Here is a 17,597-nt window from a genome sequence, read left to right on the forward strand (position 1 = left end):
TTGGTACAGGATAGTCGAGCGGGAAGTCTGTCAGGAAAAAAATATGAGAATCAAGTTCAAACCCAAAGATGACAAAGACTTACCTTAAACAACGTTCCTGAAGCGCATTTGGTACAATATAACAAATATTGACCCAAATGACGCGCTCTGAGTCGCAATTAGCCATTAGGCGTCGCGGCATCATTACATAGAATGATTCTACTAACGTCTAACTTTCTTCGGAGCGCTTCGACCATGTCGGCATCACAGGAATCACCCGTAACGAACGAATCTGTCAATTACACAGAGGAATTGCCACACATCCCTTCCACGCTAAAAGTGATTCCTCTCATGTTACGGCCCCGATTTGGCCAATCCCAAAGCTCAAAGCGTGATGTCCCCAACCTGACTTTGAAAGTCCATGGCGTGAAATTCGACTCGAAAAAGATGTCTGCCTATAACAAGGTATGCCAGTTTGCGGATCCACAAAAGGTGTCCTGTACCTATCCTCATGTTGTCGCCTTCCCGTTGCATATGAAAATGCTGACCCACCCGGAATTTCCCTACCCCACTGCCGGACTGGTTCATCTAAGTAATACGCTGACGCAATATCGACAGCTTGAGCAACATGAAGTTTTTGATGTCGAGTGTCAAATGTCCACCCAACGGGAGTCAGCAAAGGGGTTTGAGTTCGACTTCGTAACGCTCTATCACTGCGGCGGAAAACTGGTTTGGGAAGGCAAAAGTACCTATTTGCGGAAGGCCAAAACCAGCCAATCCTCAGCAAACAAAGCAAAACCGAAAAACGCCAACCTGGCAGAAGGTTTCACGAACCATCAAATCATTACATTGGCCAGTAATCTTGGCCGTCAATATGCGAAGGTATCCGGAGATATCAACCCGATCCACATGTATGACCTAACCGCGAAGCTATTTGGATTTAAACAGGCTATTATTCACGGCATGTGGAGCAAAGCGCGGAGCATTGCAGCCTTGGAGCCCTACTTCGAAACTGAGAATTTCTCAGTACACGTTGATTTCAAATTACCCGTCTTGTTACCGGCCACGGTTAAACTGAACTGGAACGAAAGTGCTGAAGGTATCGATATATTACTCACTAACGAATCAAGCACCAAACCTCACGTTTCTGGCAAAGTTACATTCCTAAGCAAATAGCATCCTCAAATCTGTTTCGTCGGGAGGGGCTCCGCTCCTCCCGATCACTTCTCGGTCGAATCAACACAAGCGCTCTCGGCCATTTCAATCAAGCTAGGTTGTGTTCAAGGAAAATTGTGCGCTCCCCATCGATCTCACCCGTATCTTTGCTCACATATCACCCAAAAATCCATTGTAAAACCTTTGAATAAACAGATAGCCAGTTTTTCTTTGTATTAAAGCCCTAAGCACAGCTATTATTAGACAGGTAGTCATCTTTGTGGCTAACAATACGATTAAGATGAGTTTTAGGGATGAAGTTGAATGCCAAAAAGGATTGCTTTCTTGATGTATACAACCGGTTTCGGTGGACTGGAACGTAAAGCACTGACAAGAGCTAGCCATTTAAAAGATCAAGGCTCGGAAATCATCATCTACTTCAAAGCGTTTGAGGGCGATGAGACCTTTCAGGAATCTTGTGCACATTTGGGATTGCACTCTCACCGCATAGCGTTTGATGGTTTTATTGAGAATTGGCAAAACCGTCTTGCCTTGAAAGTCATCACCTGTTTTTGTTTGTTACCCGTCTTGCGCTTCAATCCGGATATTGTCTACGTGCCATTCAACTGGACCTCCCATGGTATGTCCTTCTTGTGGTTTGCCAATTTATTCCGTATACCCAGTATTGTCAGCATTCACGGAATGTATCCGGAAGAACCCACGCCAACGCCCTGGTACCAGAATCACACAAAAGATATCTTTAAAAACACACGCCACATTTTTGCAGTGAGCCCATCCGCGTTAATGAACTTTCGCACGATTCACGCGGAGAGACTCAACCAACATCAGATCGAATATCATACGATTCCAAACTGGATTGAACTTGATAAATTTTGTTTTTCCCCCGCCAAAAATCAGGAACTGAAAACGCAATGGAATATTTCTGAGAATGCTGTTGTGTTTGGTATTGTTTGCAGATTAGTGACCATCAAACGGGTTGAATTGTGTATTCACTTATTTAACGAATACCTGAAAATCAATCCTGATATGAGCGCAAAACTACTCATCATTGGCTCGGGCCCCGAACAACCAAAATTGATGGATTTATGTAATAGATTAAAAATCGCAACCGACGTGATGTTCACGGGCTATCAGAGCAATGTAAATGAATGGTATTCTGTTCTCGATGTCAATATCCTGACGAGTCGCTGTGAAGGTTTCCCGAATGCGATTCTAGAAGGTATGGCAGCGGGGTGCCTGACGGCTGTGTGCAACAGTCCAGGACTGGCAGACCTGGTAGACGATGATGTAACTGGCATCGTTTTCGATGTGGAAAAACTAACCGATGCAGCTAACCACATCACAGCAATTTTGACCAATCCACAGCGATTGTTTTCTCTCCGCAAGAAGGGATTACGATTCTCTCGAAACTACGAAATCACACACATAAAAGAAAAATATCTCTCACTCTTCAACGACGGGGAAGCAGACTAAGCGCGGACTCAACTGGTGATACGCCCCCACCAACTCTCGTCACCACTCTCTGCTTTCACATAGAAGGCGACATCAATTTGCAGCGTTCCACCGTTACTCTCAATGACCAGCTGATTACGATAGCGTCCGGGTTCCAGGCCGATACTGTTTACTGTGATTTCAATCCGGCTTTGCAAGCCTTCAAAACGTGCTTGATGCACAACCATTGCGGTGGTGGGTGCCTTGAGGAAGACATGTCCATAAAGATGACCTCGCCCCTCATTCGACAAGACAACTTCCCGTTTTCGAGGTGCGCCTGGATCAACACTTCCGAAGTGCAGGACCTTTGGTTGCACGCAGAGCTGCGGCTTGGCGATAAAAGGATCAAGCAGTTGTAGCATGTTTTCCAGCTTTGCTTCATCACTTGTGGTGGTATCCAGCAGGACAAAATCAAGCGCTGCGGTATTATTCACTTTGGAACTATGAATCAGCCAGGCCCTTAACCAGCCAAGTTTCATCAGTGCCATCCCTTTTTTCTGGCTCACGTCGTCCTTGTCGATCAGTCTCGCCAGATCTCGGGGCTTGGTAATTGCGTGCCCCTGAAAAGGCAAAGGAACGTCGGGTGAGTAGTGCCAGATTACGGAATAAACCCCCACATCTTTACTGTCCAGATACCTGAGCCGCGCATCCTCAATAAATCGTATATCATTCTCCCAACCCGGAAATTCTGCAGCACGGATCCATTCTTCAAAGTAGCGCCCAAAAATGAGTTTTTTGACCACACCGTGCAAGGCACTGCTGGGCCGGGAAAACAAAGCACCCAAATCATGAGGGTGTGTTATTGAATACCGAGAAAACAAATGTAAAGGTTGTTGAGGGTCCAGTGTATAACGCAATGCAAATAACGCGACACGAGGATGCCCGGTCTGGCTTAATCGTTGTCGAATAGCAGAAATTCGGGACAACAGTTCATTTGTGCGATTACCGGCGCGCTCTTTTGCCGCAATCCAGGCTTCGATCTCACCACGCCATAACGTGGCATCAAGACTACTGATTTTGCTGCGGTCCGCATGTTTTGCAAGATTAGCCAGTTGCGTTAGATTATCAATCGTTTCGCCTTCAACAATTAGCGACGTGTCCGGGTCAAGTATATAACGCAAGCGCATAAGAATTTGTGCTTCCAACCCGGATGTACCGGACAATTCATCCGGACTGACACATGCGGCCAAATCATCCACCGCACCGGCCATAACCGGGCTAATGAAATCAAATAACCAACGTCTGATGTCGCCTTTAATCAGCTGTTCCATGGCTTCGAATCGATCAAGGTTCCTCGCCAGCTGAGCAGGCGTGCTCGCCTCGGGAAAACCGGGATAGCGAGCAGATGTCGTGTCCGGATAGGCGTGACTATGGTGGTCAGTATTCGATGTATCAACCTTCGATCTGGAAGGCATGCCAGACGGGGTCGATCTGCTCGTCGGGGCCGGATGAAGCGACGCTGCAAGCGGGATGGGCTCCTCTTGCAACCAGGCCATCACTTGACGGTAACCCCAGCGCGCCTCGGGTTGCAGGTGGGTCAGACCTCGAATCAGTGACCGCCAACGGGAACTCAGGGTTTTGGGCAAGGGAATTCTGCCGCGCAGATGGGCCACCAGAATTTCATTGTTTGACTGCCCCGAAAAAGGGGACGCGCCTAATAAAATATGCACGAGGGTTAAGCCCAACGCATAGTAATCCGTTTTATCACTGACCACATGCCCATCCAGTAACTCAGGGGCAGCATAGTCCAGCGTGAGATGATGAAATGTCTGTGTTACCTGAGCGGCACTTTTTTCAAGGTAGGAACTAATGCCGAAGTCACCAAGTAGTATTCCGTCATCCAGGTTATTAAAAAACAGATTATTCGGTTTTAGATCGCGGTGGATAATGCCTTGCTCATGACAAAACCGCAAAGCCTGAACCACGCCGGGAATCAATGCTTCGAGCTCATCCTCGGTGAGCGGCATAACATCTGACAGCACACCGCCCGTACAATAATCCATAACCTCATAAAATTGACCTTGCCACTGTCCGTAGTCCTGAAGCCTGACAATATAGGGGTGAACTAAACCTTGTAGTTGCTCAATTACACTTTGCTTGGGGGCATTCTGGCCATGATACAGCTTTACCGCCACCTTTTGAGCCCGTTCCTCATCCTGACAACAGTATACTTCCCCCTCCCCTGAACTCTCACCTAAAGGGCCGCTCAGAATGCGATAGCGATCTGCCAGCAATACGCCTTGGTTAAACTGGCCGACGCGACTGCGTTCGTTTTCCGGCGCTTGCCAGACATAGTGTTGGGTAACAGATAACGGAGCCACAGCTGGCATTTCCGGAGCAGCGATTGTGTACCGTTGCGTAACTGGAAGACTCGAATCGCGCCAGATATAACGACGGGTGATTCCGGTCACGCGCTCACAGGTCATGTCACTCTACCGTTTTGATACGAATATAGAGGCCCGACAGCCGGATCAGATCACCATTTTTGACTTTTTCCTTTTTGCCCGGTGACAGCAGTACATCATTAATCCATGTCGGATTATTAAATTCACCACCCCACTGCGCTTGATCCAGCGCTTCCAGCGTCCAATGCAAACCTTCATACTGAAAGCGGCAATGGCAACGGTGCACAAATTCCACACCCTCTATTTTTCTGGGAATCTGTACATCTGCCTCCGAATCGGGATATTCCTGCCCTAAAATCTGACCTGCTTGAATCGTCAATATATGATTTTCATTCTGTATATCTAAAAACAATACGGATTGTTTCTGAACTGATACGGAGGAATCTGCCAGAGCGGCGGTATTGGCATTCTGATTCGTGACTTTTGCGGTTGTGGCCTCAGGTTTTGCCGCTTCTTCCGGGTCCGTATTCCGCACATCTTTTCGCTGCGGTTCGGGAATTGACGGTTCCATCCCGATAAATTGATTACAGGCAGAACACACACTTTCATATTCCGGTTCCATATGACCACAGCCCGGGCAAACTTTTACAAAACTGACCATGCTTATCGCCTTAACTCTCCTCGACAGGCCCGCCAAGCCGGGTATGAATTTCTGTACGTGCAGATGGTGTAACAATGCCGATCAACATTCCTTGACCATCACCACTCAGCCCCAGATTAGCTTGATTCACCGGCATCCTGCGGCAAGCGATTTCCATGGCGCGCCCTTCTTGCGTCAAACAATGTAATGTTTGATTCGCGGATGCCAGAAGAGGATGCGGCAAACCAATTGATGGCAAAATAGCTGCACTTTTCTCCCCGGGTAGCTGACTTACCCGATAGGGACCAGCAACCAAAAGGTCAATCAATTCGAGCAAATCTCTTGCCCCTGATCCCAGCTGCTGAATTGCCGTGAAGGTATAGCCGGAAAAACAGAGTATATTCCAATGCGGCTTGCGCTGTTTGACCTGCCCAAGCCACTCGGCCAGAACAGAAGCCTGTTGAAAGGGCTCCCCTCCGGTTAACGTCAATCCCGTCAAGTCATCCGGTAATCGATCCAGTCGCGCTAACAGGCGCTCAGTGCTGATCGGCTTACCACTGGTTTCCGGTTGCAGTTCAGGCGTAATACAGCCGGGACAGCCGATACTGCAACCTGAAACCCACATCGCCAAACGTCGCCCCGGTCCCAGAGCCGTGACCGGATAAGCCCAGCGACTCAGGCGCAAAACTGTGCCAAGCGGTTTGTTTTCTCGGGATGACGAATGCAAATCAACAATCTCCTTGATTGCTCTTTTCTTAATCATTCTTTTGCAATATCGACGCCTTGATCGGACTTCGACTCCTGCTCCGAGAACTGCCATTGGAGTCGATACCTTGGGCTGACACTTTCTCCAGCATCCTGCAAGGATTTCAGAATTAATGGAGTCAACCCCGGTGACACCGCTGTTTCGCGAGGCAACTGCTGAGAGCGGTCAATCGACCTGACACCCGCCTCTCCCACCCCCTGATCAAAGAGCAAAGAGGACAATGGGTTAACCAGCGCCGCATCAACAATATTCCGGATACCTCGACCACCGTGGGCCAGATTTTCCCGGGAGAGCTTTATTAGCGTTTCCCGACAGGCATCCTCGATTTTCAATTCGAGTTGATACTGTTCTGCCAAAGATCGCTGCAACAATTCCAATAACCGATCCACAATTAACTCATCTACAGGCGGACGAATGTAATCAAAAATGACAAAATTCTCACCGAAACGATTGAGAATTTCCGGTCGCCCCAGCACCAGATTGAAGTGATCCCGGATCGCATCGAGAATAATGTCCGACATTTCAGCATGAGACATTTGGGGTGAAATCAATGACTGCCGCGCCCCTCCCGGTTCGCCTCCACGGGTGCTCACCGTACCGAGATTACTGGTAAAAATAATGATCGACTCTGAAAAATATACCGTTTCACCACGTCCGTCGGTTAATCGACCATCGTCGAGAATCTGCAAAAATTTATCAAATATACTCGAGTCCGCCTTCTCGATCTCATCAAACAAAATGACTGAGAAAGGCTGTTCCTTCAATGCATTAGTGAGTTTCCCACCGGCCTCATAGCCGATATAGCCCGGAGGCGCCCCCAATAACTTCTGATCAGCATGACTCGAAGCATATTCACTCATATCAAAGCGGATTAGTCTCTCCTCCTGACCAAACAGGAGTTCTGCAAGTCCTTTTGCCATCTCGGTCTTACCCACCCCGGTTGGCCCGGCAAAAAACAGGACTCCCCGAGGTCTTTGACTCTTTCGGGTCGCTCCGGCACTTAGCCCCAGTTTCGCCCTTTTGATGATTTCCAACAACCGCTCTACTGCAGCATCCTGCCCTTTAATACGAGTACGAATAATGCTCCCTGCTTGGTCCAGCCTTGCCTTGTCCAATTTGTCCCAATCACTTTCAACAATCCCATATTTAAATCGATCACACAGGGTTCTGATTTTCTGAGCCGGTATTCTTTCCCGTAGCGATAATCCGATCAGGCTCAGCATTTCATAGTAACTAAATCCTTCGGTCAGCGCGGTGAACAAGCCGACCAGATCTTTGGATGGACTCGCCAGGGGCGTATTGGACTCATCAACCGGACGGTAAAAATGAGTGTAATTGGCCAGGAAAAACCGTTTACGATCCACCGAATCCGGTGCATCAATAACAATTGAACGGGACCGCGGGTTATTCAAATACAGGAACGCAGGCAAATCATTAGGCTGATCACAAATCAGTATGATCAAATTGTTCCAACGCTCTCCCTCTCGTATCACTTCGGTTGCCTGCAACGATGCTTTTAACAATCGAGTGAAAACATTAACCTCGGATCGTCCCAATCGATCAGGTGAAACTGCAAGCCGTGAAGCGAAATCAAATATAAAGGCACAGGGCGTCTCCCGGTTAAGCGCAGCTTGAGCGATATCCCGAATCGATGCATCCAGGTCATTACGGTTATCAGACGGCCCTGCTGGTCGGGTCAAAGCGGGCCGACTCCCTGAGGTCTGCCCTTCTTTCACCAAAGACTTGAACCGACTGGCCATATCATCTTGCGCAAAACTCAAACCGTCAACCGGATCAAATACAGACACGATCTCATAATTGAGCCCCATCAAATAACGCTGCAAAAATTGCCCGAGATTACTTTCTGTCCAATAGGTGCGCTGACCATCTGCAGTTTTCACCGGATACGACACCAAGTCCAACACACGACCATGGAGAAATACCATACTCTTCAGGCGCACAAAACGATCCAGCTCTCGAATCCAACGTGGTGTTGTGTCATTCACATCAATCATTTCAGCGCTCTCGGATCAGATTTCTGTTCAAGTTCATCGGCTGCCAATAATTCGTCCACGGATTCAACCACCACGACTGAAATATTTTCCTCAGGTACATCGCGCTCAAACTGCACAGCGTATTGAAAGCCATCTTTGATCATATTTTTCAAAACCTGCTGCACATCTTTACACCAGCGATCTTCCTGTTGCCTCAAAAATGCAAGCTCATCCGCACTCAGCGCCAATTTGGAATAGACTGCCCGTTCATGGACAACCTGAGTGGCAATACGATGATCAGGATGTAACTGCACAATAACACGCTCACCACCGGGAATAGACCACACTGATTGCGTTGCTATTTCATCCTGCAGGAGCTGGTAGCCCTGAGCTTCCATATGATGCTGCAGACGATTCAGGGTTGCGGTTTGAACAGCACGGGATTGCAGCAGATCATCAATTTGTGTCGCGATCTGATCAAACTGACGCTGAACAAGATCGAGCAACCCTACCGATACTTCACCTTGTTTAAGCGCCTGTAACAATTTCTGTTTTAGCGTATCCAGAGTTTTCCCGTAACCTTGTATAGACTCCGGAGCAAGCTGCTGTACCAGATACTCGTATTCGAGCACCTGTTCCAGGCAGCGCTCACACCGGCCTAATCGGCCCTCCAGTTGCTCCTGACGTTGCACCAATGCCCGCTCATGGGCTTCCAGAGTCGCTTGCAGGGTGTCTTTGAAGGTAACTAATGTCAGATCATCAATCAGCTCTCCCGAATTGATCCGACTGCAGTACTGTAGCCATTGTTTTCGAAGACGCTGAAATGGAAGATCTTTATCGTCAAACAATGCATCGGGTAGCGCTTCGATCCAGCTTTTCAAGATGGCAAAGTGCTCACTCCGGGCTTCGTCGGCACGCTGAATAAAACCTTCAGCTTGCGCTGTAATTGAGTCGGTCGGGCTGCATTGACTTTCGCTTGCTTCACGGGATAGCAGCGCCAGATTTTGCAACTGTTCCTGCAACTGCACGCGCTCGCTCATAAGCACCTGCGAAATTTGCTGTTGCTGAGATTGATAAGTTTGCCATGCCTGAGTCGCCCGCTTCTCTTCAGCCTGAAGACGTTGGCTCTCCCGCCGCTTTTCATCTCGCCACGCCTCCACCATACGCAGCGCTGCCCCTGCCAGAACCACAGCCCCGGCCCCTGCCAACAGAGTCGCCCCCAAAGGGGTTCCCAGGGCTGGAACCAAAATAATCTCTCCACTCATTACCGACGCGCCTTCCAATTCTGCTCCACTCTTAACAGCATAGTGCATTCTCCGGGATACGGGCGCAAAACACCCTAGACAAAGCGAAACCACTGGCTATCATAGCAATGACACACGAGAGAATCCGCGCAATGGCGGGCATCAGGGCGGTAACAGGAGACAGATTAATGGGATGGTTTTCAAAAAAGAAATGTGACGTTGATGCGTTGATTGAACATATCGACACAACCCTGGCGAGTGAAATCTCCAACACCTTCGAGATCACAGATGGTCAATTACAGCTCACGCCTCATTCTCAGGGGCTCGATATCCTGTACTCGTTCACCAAAAAACCGAAAATTACCGTACGCAAAAAGATTTCCTATCAGATCAAGCAAAAAGATCTCGAAACCGGAAATGCCGATGCCCTTTATCAAGAAGCGCGTGAAGGGTTAATGAAGCTGGTGCAAATCCGCCTCGATGACTAGAGCCTGTTCACCGAACCTGGTCATACTGCCTCTTCACCAATATGCACTCCATCAGGGTGACTCATTAAAAAGTCCAGAGCATACTCCAGTTCACCGGGCGCTTCGGCGTAGACGGTCAACAGGGGGTCTCCCAGCGTAACACAATCCCCCAAACGAACGTGCAGGTCCAAGCCTGCCGCTTTCGCATTGGGTGCCCCGGCCAATGATGCCAGACGGGCTAAAATGCGATTATTGACGCTACTGACAATCCCCCCGCGGGTCGCTTTCACAGTACGACGATGGGCCGCCAGCTCCGGTTCCGAGAAGCGACCTTGTGCCAGGCATATCTCCTGAAACTTTTGATACGCCCGACCACTGTCCAGCGTGTCTGTGGCTAACGTCAGCCACTCATTCCCGGCGCTCTGTCCAGTCCCGGTACGCTGTCCATTCCCGGCGCTCATTTCCAGCAACGCAGCAGCAATCGCGAGGGAACGTGAGCGCAAATCCTGTGGTGAATCGGTCTGACACTGCAAAACCTTGAGCACATCGCGCGCTTCCAAAGCCGGACCAATCCCCATGCCAACAGGTTGCGAACCATCTGAAATGATTGTTTTAACCTTCAACCCAAACGCTGCTCCGGTGCCAATCAACAATTCTGACAAGCGGGCCGCAAACTCAGGGCTCCTCACCTTCGCGGTTGGTCCGGTCGGGATATCGATCAATACGTGGGTAGACCCCGCCGCCACTTTTTTGGAGATTACGGAGGCCACCAATTGCCCCTCACTGTCGAGATCCAGCGCACGCTCAACGCGAATAATGACATCATCAGCCGGACTTAACGACACAGATCCGCCCCATGCCAGACAGCCACCAGTTTGCTTGACGACCTCGGCCATACGGTCATAACTCAGCTGAACATCGGTTAACACTTCCATGGTATCCGCAGTGCCCGCTGGAGAGGTTATCGCTCTTGAGGAAGTTTTAGGCATCACCAGCCCGTTCGCGGCAATAATGGCGGTCACAATAGGCGTGGTTCTGTTTCCCGGAAGGCCCCCCACACAATGTTTATCCAAAACCCGTTCCGAGTTCCATTTGAAGCGCTGACCGGCATCAATCATCGCCCCTGTGATCGCGACAGTCTCGTCCAAAGTCAGGCGATTACCGGAACAGGCAGCGACAAAAGCAGCCAGTTGAATATCCGAATAGTGTCCAGCATTGATATCTTCAATAACACTTTTTGCGGCAGCTGTTGTCAACGGCTTACCGTAGAGTTTACCTCGCACCGCGCTCATGGAATCCACCGCAGGTGCATGTTTGAAGTATGCTTTTTCACCTTCTTCGGGCTTCAGCTTTCGCCATGCGGCTTCACTGAGTGCAGCCTGGTTGTGGGGTAGAAAATCCCCCTTCACAATATTCAGGGTTGCCACTGCCGAACGTTCACCCACTTGAATCCTGACTCTTGAATGCGCCGTAAACCCTTCGGAGCGACAAACATGGCAATCCTGCCTCATGTACACCACCAGCTCTTGATGGGTGTCAATTCCCGGGCGAATCAAATGCAGGTAATTCTCTAACATTATGGTTTTCTCTCAGCGGATGTATCAATCCGCAATCTGTGATTCGGGTTTTACTGCAGTGTAGATGATCTATCTGACCACAGGTCCTGACCTGCATCAAATTGATTTGGTTCGATTGGTCTAAACTAGCTGAGTTGACTCACACATTTCGCATACATCAGCCCCTCTGAGGATATTGAAATGCTCAAGCTCACTTTTCTGGGCGCAACAGATACCGTGACCGGCTCTAAGTATCTGGTAGAGACAGAACATTCCACCATACTGGTTGACTGTGGAATGTTCCAAGGCGTTAAAAACCTGAGAGAGCGGAACTGGAGGCCTCTGCCTCTTGCTGTTCATAAACTGGATGCGATTGTCGTTACCGTTTTCATAAACCTGATTAAACCTACTCAAGGTTTAAACGAGCCTATCCCTACAGCGCAGGGTGCGCGGAAAGCAAGGTAGTGCTTTCCTGAATCAAGTCGGGACTCATGCCCGGTCTACCATCAAGGCGAGCCTCAACGGAGTAACTAACCCGATTCACACGACGAAAGTGACGCCAGCCACTCAGAAAATCTAATGATTTTTCGAGTGGTTGGTACCAACGCTGAAGTTTGTTGTAATACTGATAATCCCCGAGCGCCATCCTTACAGGCGGATGCTCGGTCTTAACGGTACCCTTTGCGTTAATACCAATGAGTTGTTTTGGCGGCTTTTCTTTAAAGCCATAATGCCGACGACCAATCACTAACGCGGCGGCATGGTGATCTGAGAAACCGTGTCGATCGCGATATTTCATCCGCCCCAATAATGAGGTATAAGCAGGATTGACGCGATAAAGGCGTATGCCGCGTTTTATGCTTTGCGTTTCAAGCAAGTCCTTGATCTTGCCGTAAGCAAAGGCATTCAACATGCGGGCATACTGAGGATGATCCTGCTTTTGGTATTGCCGTTTCTTCTGCTGAAAATCCAGCTTTTCGATCACCACCGCTTTACCTTGCTGTGCGGCAAAGTCCATCAGGTCTCGTACGGCATCCCCAATAATAGCCGCTCGTTGAGCATCATTCTTATAGTGCAAAGGTAAGTCAAACGTTCGGTGTTGCAGTGGGTTACCGTTTCGATCCAGCTCGACGACCGCGAAGTGATCCGGGTTGACATCCACACCGATGACACCTTGGTCATCATCGATCCACTCTGCTTGCTCTGTTGGTCCTGCCACTTCCACGCTAACGAGTAACCGCCAACCTTTTTTGTCTCGCTTAAATCGAAAACTCAGGGGTTGCCCTTTGATTGATTTATCGTGTTTTTTAACCTGATTCTGCCAAACGGCTTGGGCAATCGCCGCCTTACCATGCTTGAATTGCAGGTGATCAATGTTAATGGTCGTGCCAAACGTGGCGCGTAATTGATGGGGCACAAAGAGTTTTAGCTGGTAAGCATCTTCTTGCTCACTGGGCGATAGCTGGGCATTTTGACAGCCCCAGGATTCATCATGAGAACCCACTAATAGAAATTCGCGGTGTCGTGCTTCGTGCCAGCGTTGTTTCCAGCCTTCAATGGCCGAACCCGTTTCTAACGCTTGACGCTCTTTCAGCAGCTTTCGACCACCAAAACAAATCGGTGTTTTGTTTTCCTGTTTTTCGGCCACCAAGGCGGCCTGCTTTTGCTGCCAACGACGCAGTTTAACTTCCTTCTGTCGTAACCTGTTGCGAAGTTGTTTCGCCTGTTGCGGGCAGCCTTTCTTTGCAACATGGTCACAGCGCTTCTTTAGCTTGTTGAGCGTTTTCTCCAGCTGTTTGATTTTAACGTCCAGCGTCACCAGTCGGTTGTTTCGATTGGTTTGGTAAGACTGGATTAAGCCTTTAATGCTTTGCTGGACGCCTTGAAATACCCGGTAGCTGAAAGGCATCCCAATTTCATGCATAAACTGGGTACGATTCAATTGCTGGGCTTTAGGCTTTTGTAAGTTAGCAAACCAACGAAACTTCACTTGATTCCACAGCTCGGCATATTGGCACAATGCCGCATCCTGCTCATGAATCAAATCAAGCCGGGTTTCAAAGGTGAGTGTTTTCGTTGGCGTATCCACTAGGCGATGGCTCGTTGATTTTTACGACTACGTGAACCATGCAATCGCGCACTGAAGACCGTCATTAACGCTAACACATCATGGCAAAGTTGCTGTTCAAAGTTTTCTTCAACTTCCTCAAGAATGACAACCTCCGTACCGTAAAACTGGCAAAGCGCAAATAACAATTCAGCCCCAAATCGGAGTAAGCGATCTTTATGAACGATAACCAGTCGTTTTACCTTACGCTGACAAATCAACTTAATTAATCGCTTTAATCCCCGTTTTTTATAGTTTAATCCTGAGCCAAGATCATCAATGGTTTCGACGGCTTCATAGCCAGCCTCTCTGGCATGTTTTTGCAAGCGAGCAATTTGCGTTTGCAAATCTTTTTTCTGATCATGAGAAGAGACGCGTGCATAACAGATCGTTCTGCGTTGCTTATCAGCAGTCGACTGACCGCAAAAGGCTAAAAGTTTATCAAGCGCGTAACGACGATGGCCACCCGGCGTACGGAAATCTGAGAAAAATCGTGATTCTTTTTCCCAGCGACGAAGGGTGGAAACGGCCACACCCAGCAGAAAAGCGGCAGCGCCTATCGATAGAAATTCAGCCATAATCATCACCTCCATCCATGAGAAAAAAATACTGTACAAGCTACTGTATATGAGTAGGTTTAGTCAAGTATTTAGTTAACTGTTAAAGCCCATGGCCAGGGCAACCTAGCAATAAATGATCAATTTGATTGAACGTTATTTGAACGTTTAAGTTGAAAAATACTCAGTCACAAGCCATTTTGAATGGAATCCAATAGATTATTCAATGCTCCTCGGAGAGCAACAAGCCCTTTTGCTTTGAGTCGTTCTTGTATGATCGTGAATTGATTGCAACACGATCAAATTGATCATTTATTGCTAGGTTGCCCTGGCCCATGGCGAACCCAGAGCATCGGACAGCATGAGACGATACATTATCGAACAGTTAGGCTGGGATGCCTGCGTACCTCAGTATCGGGATGAATTCCTGCTTTAATGAAAGTTTCGGGTTCACAACCAGACTCCAGTTACTCCGGTGAACCAGACACCAGCAATCGCGGATCAATACGCACTTGATACCAGTTGATACGCCAATCCAGATGGGGTCCGGTCGCGCGTCCGGAATCACCTACACGGGCAATCAGCTCACCTTGTTTAACCTCTTGCCCTTCTTTTACCAATATCTCATCCAGATGAATAAAGGTTGAAGATACCCCGAAGCCGTGATCCATAATCAAGGTTGCGCCCGAGAAATACATACCAGCATGGGCCAAAGTAATGGATCCATCAGCAGGGGCCAGCACAGGCGCGCCCTTTGGTGCGGCGATATCCAGTCCAAAGTGCGGTCTGCGAGGTTCATCATTAAAGAACCGCTGACTACCATAAACGCCACTTATCGGCCCTTTTGCAGGCCAGATAAAGGGCTGTAAAAACGCAAGTCGCCCGGTATCTGTTTTTCGGGCCTTGGCTACCAGCGCATTTTCACTACGAATGCGGGCCAGTTTGTCTTTATTCGGGGTGACCATTTTCTGGGGAACACCGTTGATACGCTGGATATCATAATCCCGTTTCTTAAGACGTAACGGGATATCCTGCTTCACGCCCTCAACCGAAATCACAGTCACCTGCTGTTCCAGTTCTGCATCCCGTCCAAAGCCGAGTACAAACTGACCTTGTGGCGTTAATTTTAGCGCCTTATCCTGATAAAAAACTTGCTCTCCAGGTGCTAGAGTACCAATTAGTAAAGCACCCTGGGTGAACTGCCCGTGCCATTCAATGGCCTGGCTCGAAGCCATTCCCCCTAACCATCCTAAAGTCAGTATTAATACACGTCCTAATCGATTCATACACGGTCTCTTTTCTGCTAATCCTGTTTCGCCATCTCTCGCCTTTGACGTCTATCACCTTTGACGCCTACCACCTTGCACAACAATCGCAGCATACGCACTCCACCAATTATCTTCAACGTTGAAAGCACATCAATCGATATAGTGAAAACTTAACGGTAGACATAGTAGTATAAACATATAGCAACAAGGGAGAACCGAACCATGGCAACCCATGCGACAGAATATTGGCATACATTGGAAGACGGTCGAGTTCAATGTGATGTGTGTCCCCGTGCTTGCAAGCTCAGAGAGGGACAGCAAGGGCTTTGCTTTGTTCGTGCCAATGAGGGCGGAGCCATTGTGCTCACGTCCTATGGCCGCTCAAGTGGTTTTTGTATTGATCCTATCGAGAAGAAACCGCTCAATCACTTTTTACCCGGCACACCAGTGCTGTCGTTCGGGACTGCGGGTTGTAATCTGGCGTGTAAATTCTGCCAAAACTGGGACATGAGTAAATCCCGGGAAATGGATACGCTGGCCTCATCGGCCACGCCGGTTCGCTTGGCGGAGGTCGCTAAAGCTCGGGGCTGTCGCAGCGTAGCCTATACCTATAATGATCCGATCATTTTCATGGAATACGCTATAGATACGGCGATAGAATGCCATCAGCTCGACATTGCATCCGTTGCGGTATCAGCCGGATACATGTGCCCTGAACCGCGTAAGGCGTTTTTTCAACACATGGATGCCGCAAACATTGATCTGAAAGCCTTTACCGAGCGCTTTTATCATAAAATCTGTGGCGGCGACCTTGCATCGGTGCTCGACACGTTACTTTACCTGAAGTGCGAGACCAACGTTTGGTTTGAAATTACCACCCTGTTAATTCCCGATGAAAATGACTCCAATAAGGAGTTGGAAGCGATGACACGCTGGATCGTTGACCATCTCGGCCCGGATATTCCCCTGCACTTTTCTGCATTTCACCCGGACTGGAAAATGCTCGATAAACCCCGAACACCCGCCACAACCCTGACCCGGGCGCGCCAGGTTGCAATGCAAAACGGCTTGAACTTTGTCTATACGGGAAATGTTCATGATCCTGAGGGCAGCAGCACCTATTGCCCAACGTGCAAAAAACGCGTGATCGAGCGAGACTGGTATCAGCTTGGTGAATGGGCCTTGCAAAACAGAGGCGAATGCCGGTACTGTGGAACACAGCTACCCAGTGTATTCGAAGCTGAACCTGGAAGTTGGGGACCACGACGTGAGCCGGTTGCAATGAGTCTTAAATATTAGGTCAACGATGAGTACTGGTGATTTATTCGATCAAAACGATCTCCCCGAAATGATTCAACTTCAGGATGGCGGTTGCCTGACCGTACAATCCAATTTCTTGTCCGCAGAACACGCTGAAAATCTCAGGCAGGCGCTGCATCAAGAGCTGGCTTGGCGCCAGGATTATATTTCCATGTATGGCCTGGAGGTAAAAATCCCGAGATTACAGGCATGGTATGGCGAGCATGATGCGCAGTATACCTACTCAGGTCTCACACTCCAGCCGGAACCATTTCCCGAGCACCTGGCCGAATTGAAAAAAGCAATAGAATACTTCTGCCAACAGCAACTACCTCCGCCGCCCAAACCACGCAGCTCTGCGTTAACCGAAGGTTTCAACAGTGTCCTCTGCAATTTATACCGGGATGAACACGACAGTGTTTCATGGCATAGCGACGACGAAGCCGAGTTGGGTATTAATCCGGTTATCGCGTCGTTCAGTCTTGGTGAAACGCGCCTCTTTCAACTGCAGCACAAACGTGATAAAAAACAGAAACTCGGGCTTCAACTGGGGCACAATACCTTGCTGATTATGTCCGGCACTACGCAACATCACTGGCGCCATCAGATACCAAAAAGTCGTGTTGCCTGTGCCCCCAGAATTAATTTGACGTTCCGGTTTATAAGGGCATGAACACACCCGAATAGCTCAGGCCTTTGATGATCGTT

At 48.8% G+C, this 17,597-nt stretch carries 16 protein-coding genes; 7 read left to right on the top strand and 9 right to left on the bottom strand.

Translation table 11 applies throughout. From position 1 onward, the window contains the following. Positions 1-234 precede the first annotated feature (234 nt). Together OLMES_RS21595 and OLMES_RS21600 are read left to right on the top strand one after the other, a co-directional pair. The gene (locus OLMES_RS21595; protein ID WP_157678439.1) at positions 235-1,155 is read left to right on the top strand and encodes a MaoC/PaaZ C-terminal domain-containing protein; all 921 of its coding nucleotides are present in this window, start codon (positions 235-237) and stop codon (positions 1,153-1,155) included. 303 nt (positions 1,156-1,458) lie between these two features. Beyond that, a complete protein-coding gene (locus tag OLMES_RS21600; RefSeq protein ID WP_087463158.1) occupies positions 1,459-2,628 on the top strand; it encodes a glycosyltransferase family 4 protein in 1,170 nt (389 codons plus the stop codon). An 8-nt stretch (positions 2,629-2,636) separates the two neighbouring features. Here OLMES_RS21600 and OLMES_RS21605 read toward each other — a convergent pair whose 3' ends face one another. The 5 genes from OLMES_RS21605 to OLMES_RS21625 are packed head-to-tail and all read right to left on the bottom strand — an operon-like array spanning position 2,637 to position 9,656. Then, entirely contained in the window at positions 2,637-5,072 is a 2,436-nt protein-coding gene (locus tag OLMES_RS21605) for a protein kinase domain-containing protein (RefSeq protein ID WP_087463159.1), read from the bottom strand. Between the two features lies 1 nt (position 5,073). Then, positions 5,074-5,652 carry an FHA domain-containing protein gene (locus tag OLMES_RS21610; RefSeq protein WP_087463160.1) on the bottom strand — a complete coding sequence of 193 codons (579 nt, stop codon included), beginning with the start codon at positions 5,650-5,652 and terminating at the stop codon, positions 5,074-5,076. A gap of 10 nt (positions 5,653-5,662) precedes the next feature. Next, entirely contained in the window at positions 5,663-6,394 is a 732-nt protein-coding gene (locus OLMES_RS21615) for a 4Fe-4S single cluster domain-containing protein (protein ID WP_157678440.1), read from the bottom strand. Then, the gene (locus OLMES_RS21620) at positions 6,391-8,412 is read right to left on the bottom strand and encodes an AAA family ATPase (RefSeq protein ID WP_087463162.1); all 2,022 of its coding nucleotides are present in this window, start codon (positions 8,410-8,412) and stop codon (positions 6,391-6,393) included. The genes OLMES_RS21615 and OLMES_RS21620 overlap by 4 nt, the downstream gene beginning before the upstream one ends. Then, complete coding sequence (locus tag OLMES_RS21625) at positions 8,409-9,656, bottom strand: hypothetical protein (RefSeq protein ID WP_157678441.1); 1,248 nt, start codon at positions 9,654-9,656, stop codon at positions 8,409-8,411. The genes OLMES_RS21620 and OLMES_RS21625 overlap by 4 nt, the downstream gene beginning before the upstream one ends. Positions 9,657-9,823: 167 nt before the next feature. Here OLMES_RS21625 and OLMES_RS21630 point away from each other — a divergent pair, with 167 nt between their 5' ends. Next, positions 9,824-10,123, top strand: coding sequence for a hypothetical protein (locus OLMES_RS21630; RefSeq protein ID WP_087463164.1), 300 nt, complete (start codon positions 9,824-9,826; stop codon positions 10,121-10,123). Positions 10,124-10,143: 20 nt separating this feature from the next. Here the strand turns inward: OLMES_RS21630 and OLMES_RS21635 are convergent, their stop codons facing one another. Next, on the bottom strand, positions 10,144-11,679 hold the full coding sequence (locus OLMES_RS21635) for a thymidine phosphorylase family protein (protein WP_087463165.1): 1,536 nt from the start codon (positions 11,677-11,679) through the stop codon (positions 10,144-10,146). Positions 11,680-11,859: 180 nt separating this feature from the next. Here OLMES_RS21635 and OLMES_RS21640 point away from each other — a divergent pair, with 180 nt between their 5' ends. Beyond that, complete coding sequence (locus tag OLMES_RS21640; RefSeq protein WP_198343078.1) at positions 11,860-12,123, top strand: MBL fold metallo-hydrolase; 264 nt, start codon at positions 11,860-11,862, stop codon at positions 12,121-12,123. Here OLMES_RS21640 and OLMES_RS21645 read toward each other — a convergent pair. Both OLMES_RS21645 and OLMES_RS21650 read right to left on the bottom strand, forming a co-directional pair. Further along, positions 12,092-13,747, bottom strand: a complete 1,656-nt coding sequence (locus tag OLMES_RS21645) for an IS200/IS605 family accessory protein TnpB-related protein (RefSeq protein WP_087463166.1) — start codon at positions 13,745-13,747, stop codon at positions 12,092-12,094. The two genes, OLMES_RS21640 and OLMES_RS21645, sit on opposite strands and share 32 nt — an antisense overlap. Then, positions 13,747-14,343: an IS607 family transposase gene (locus OLMES_RS21650; protein WP_087464365.1), complete on the bottom strand. Its 597-nt coding sequence runs from the start codon at positions 14,341-14,343 to the stop codon at positions 13,747-13,749. Before OLMES_RS21650 ends, OLMES_RS21645 begins: the two co-directional genes overlap by 1 nt. Positions 14,344-14,650: 307 nt before the next feature. Here OLMES_RS21650 and OLMES_RS29070 point away from each other — a divergent pair, with 307 nt between their 5' ends. Further along, positions 14,651-14,758 carry an MBL fold metallo-hydrolase RNA specificity domain-containing protein gene (locus OLMES_RS29070; protein ID WP_408635164.1) on the top strand — a complete coding sequence of 36 codons (108 nt, stop codon included), beginning with the start codon at positions 14,651-14,653 and terminating at the stop codon, positions 14,756-14,758. Between the two features lie 31 nt (positions 14,759-14,789). Here the strand turns inward: OLMES_RS29070 and OLMES_RS21655 are convergent, their stop codons facing one another. After that, on the bottom strand, positions 14,790-15,608 hold the full coding sequence (locus OLMES_RS21655; protein ID WP_087463167.1) for a M23 family metallopeptidase: 819 nt from the start codon (positions 15,606-15,608) through the stop codon (positions 14,790-14,792). Positions 15,609-15,812: 204 nt separating this feature from the next. Here OLMES_RS21655 and amrS point away from each other — a divergent pair, with 204 nt between their 5' ends. Both amrS and OLMES_RS21665 read left to right on the top strand, forming a co-directional pair. After that, entirely contained in the window at positions 15,813-16,889 is a 1,077-nt protein-coding gene (amrS, locus tag OLMES_RS21660; RefSeq protein WP_087463168.1) for an AmmeMemoRadiSam system radical SAM enzyme, read from the top strand. Positions 16,890-16,896: 7 nt separating this feature from the next. Beyond that, the gene (locus OLMES_RS21665; RefSeq protein ID WP_087463169.1) at positions 16,897-17,562 is read left to right on the top strand and encodes an alpha-ketoglutarate-dependent dioxygenase AlkB family protein; all 666 of its coding nucleotides are present in this window, start codon (positions 16,897-16,899) and stop codon (positions 17,560-17,562) included. Positions 17,563-17,597: the final 35 nt, after the last annotated feature.

Source organism: Oleiphilus messinensis (genome assembly GCF_002162375.1).
Lineage (GTDB): Bacteria > Pseudomonadota > Gammaproteobacteria > Pseudomonadales > Oleiphilaceae > Oleiphilus > Oleiphilus messinensis.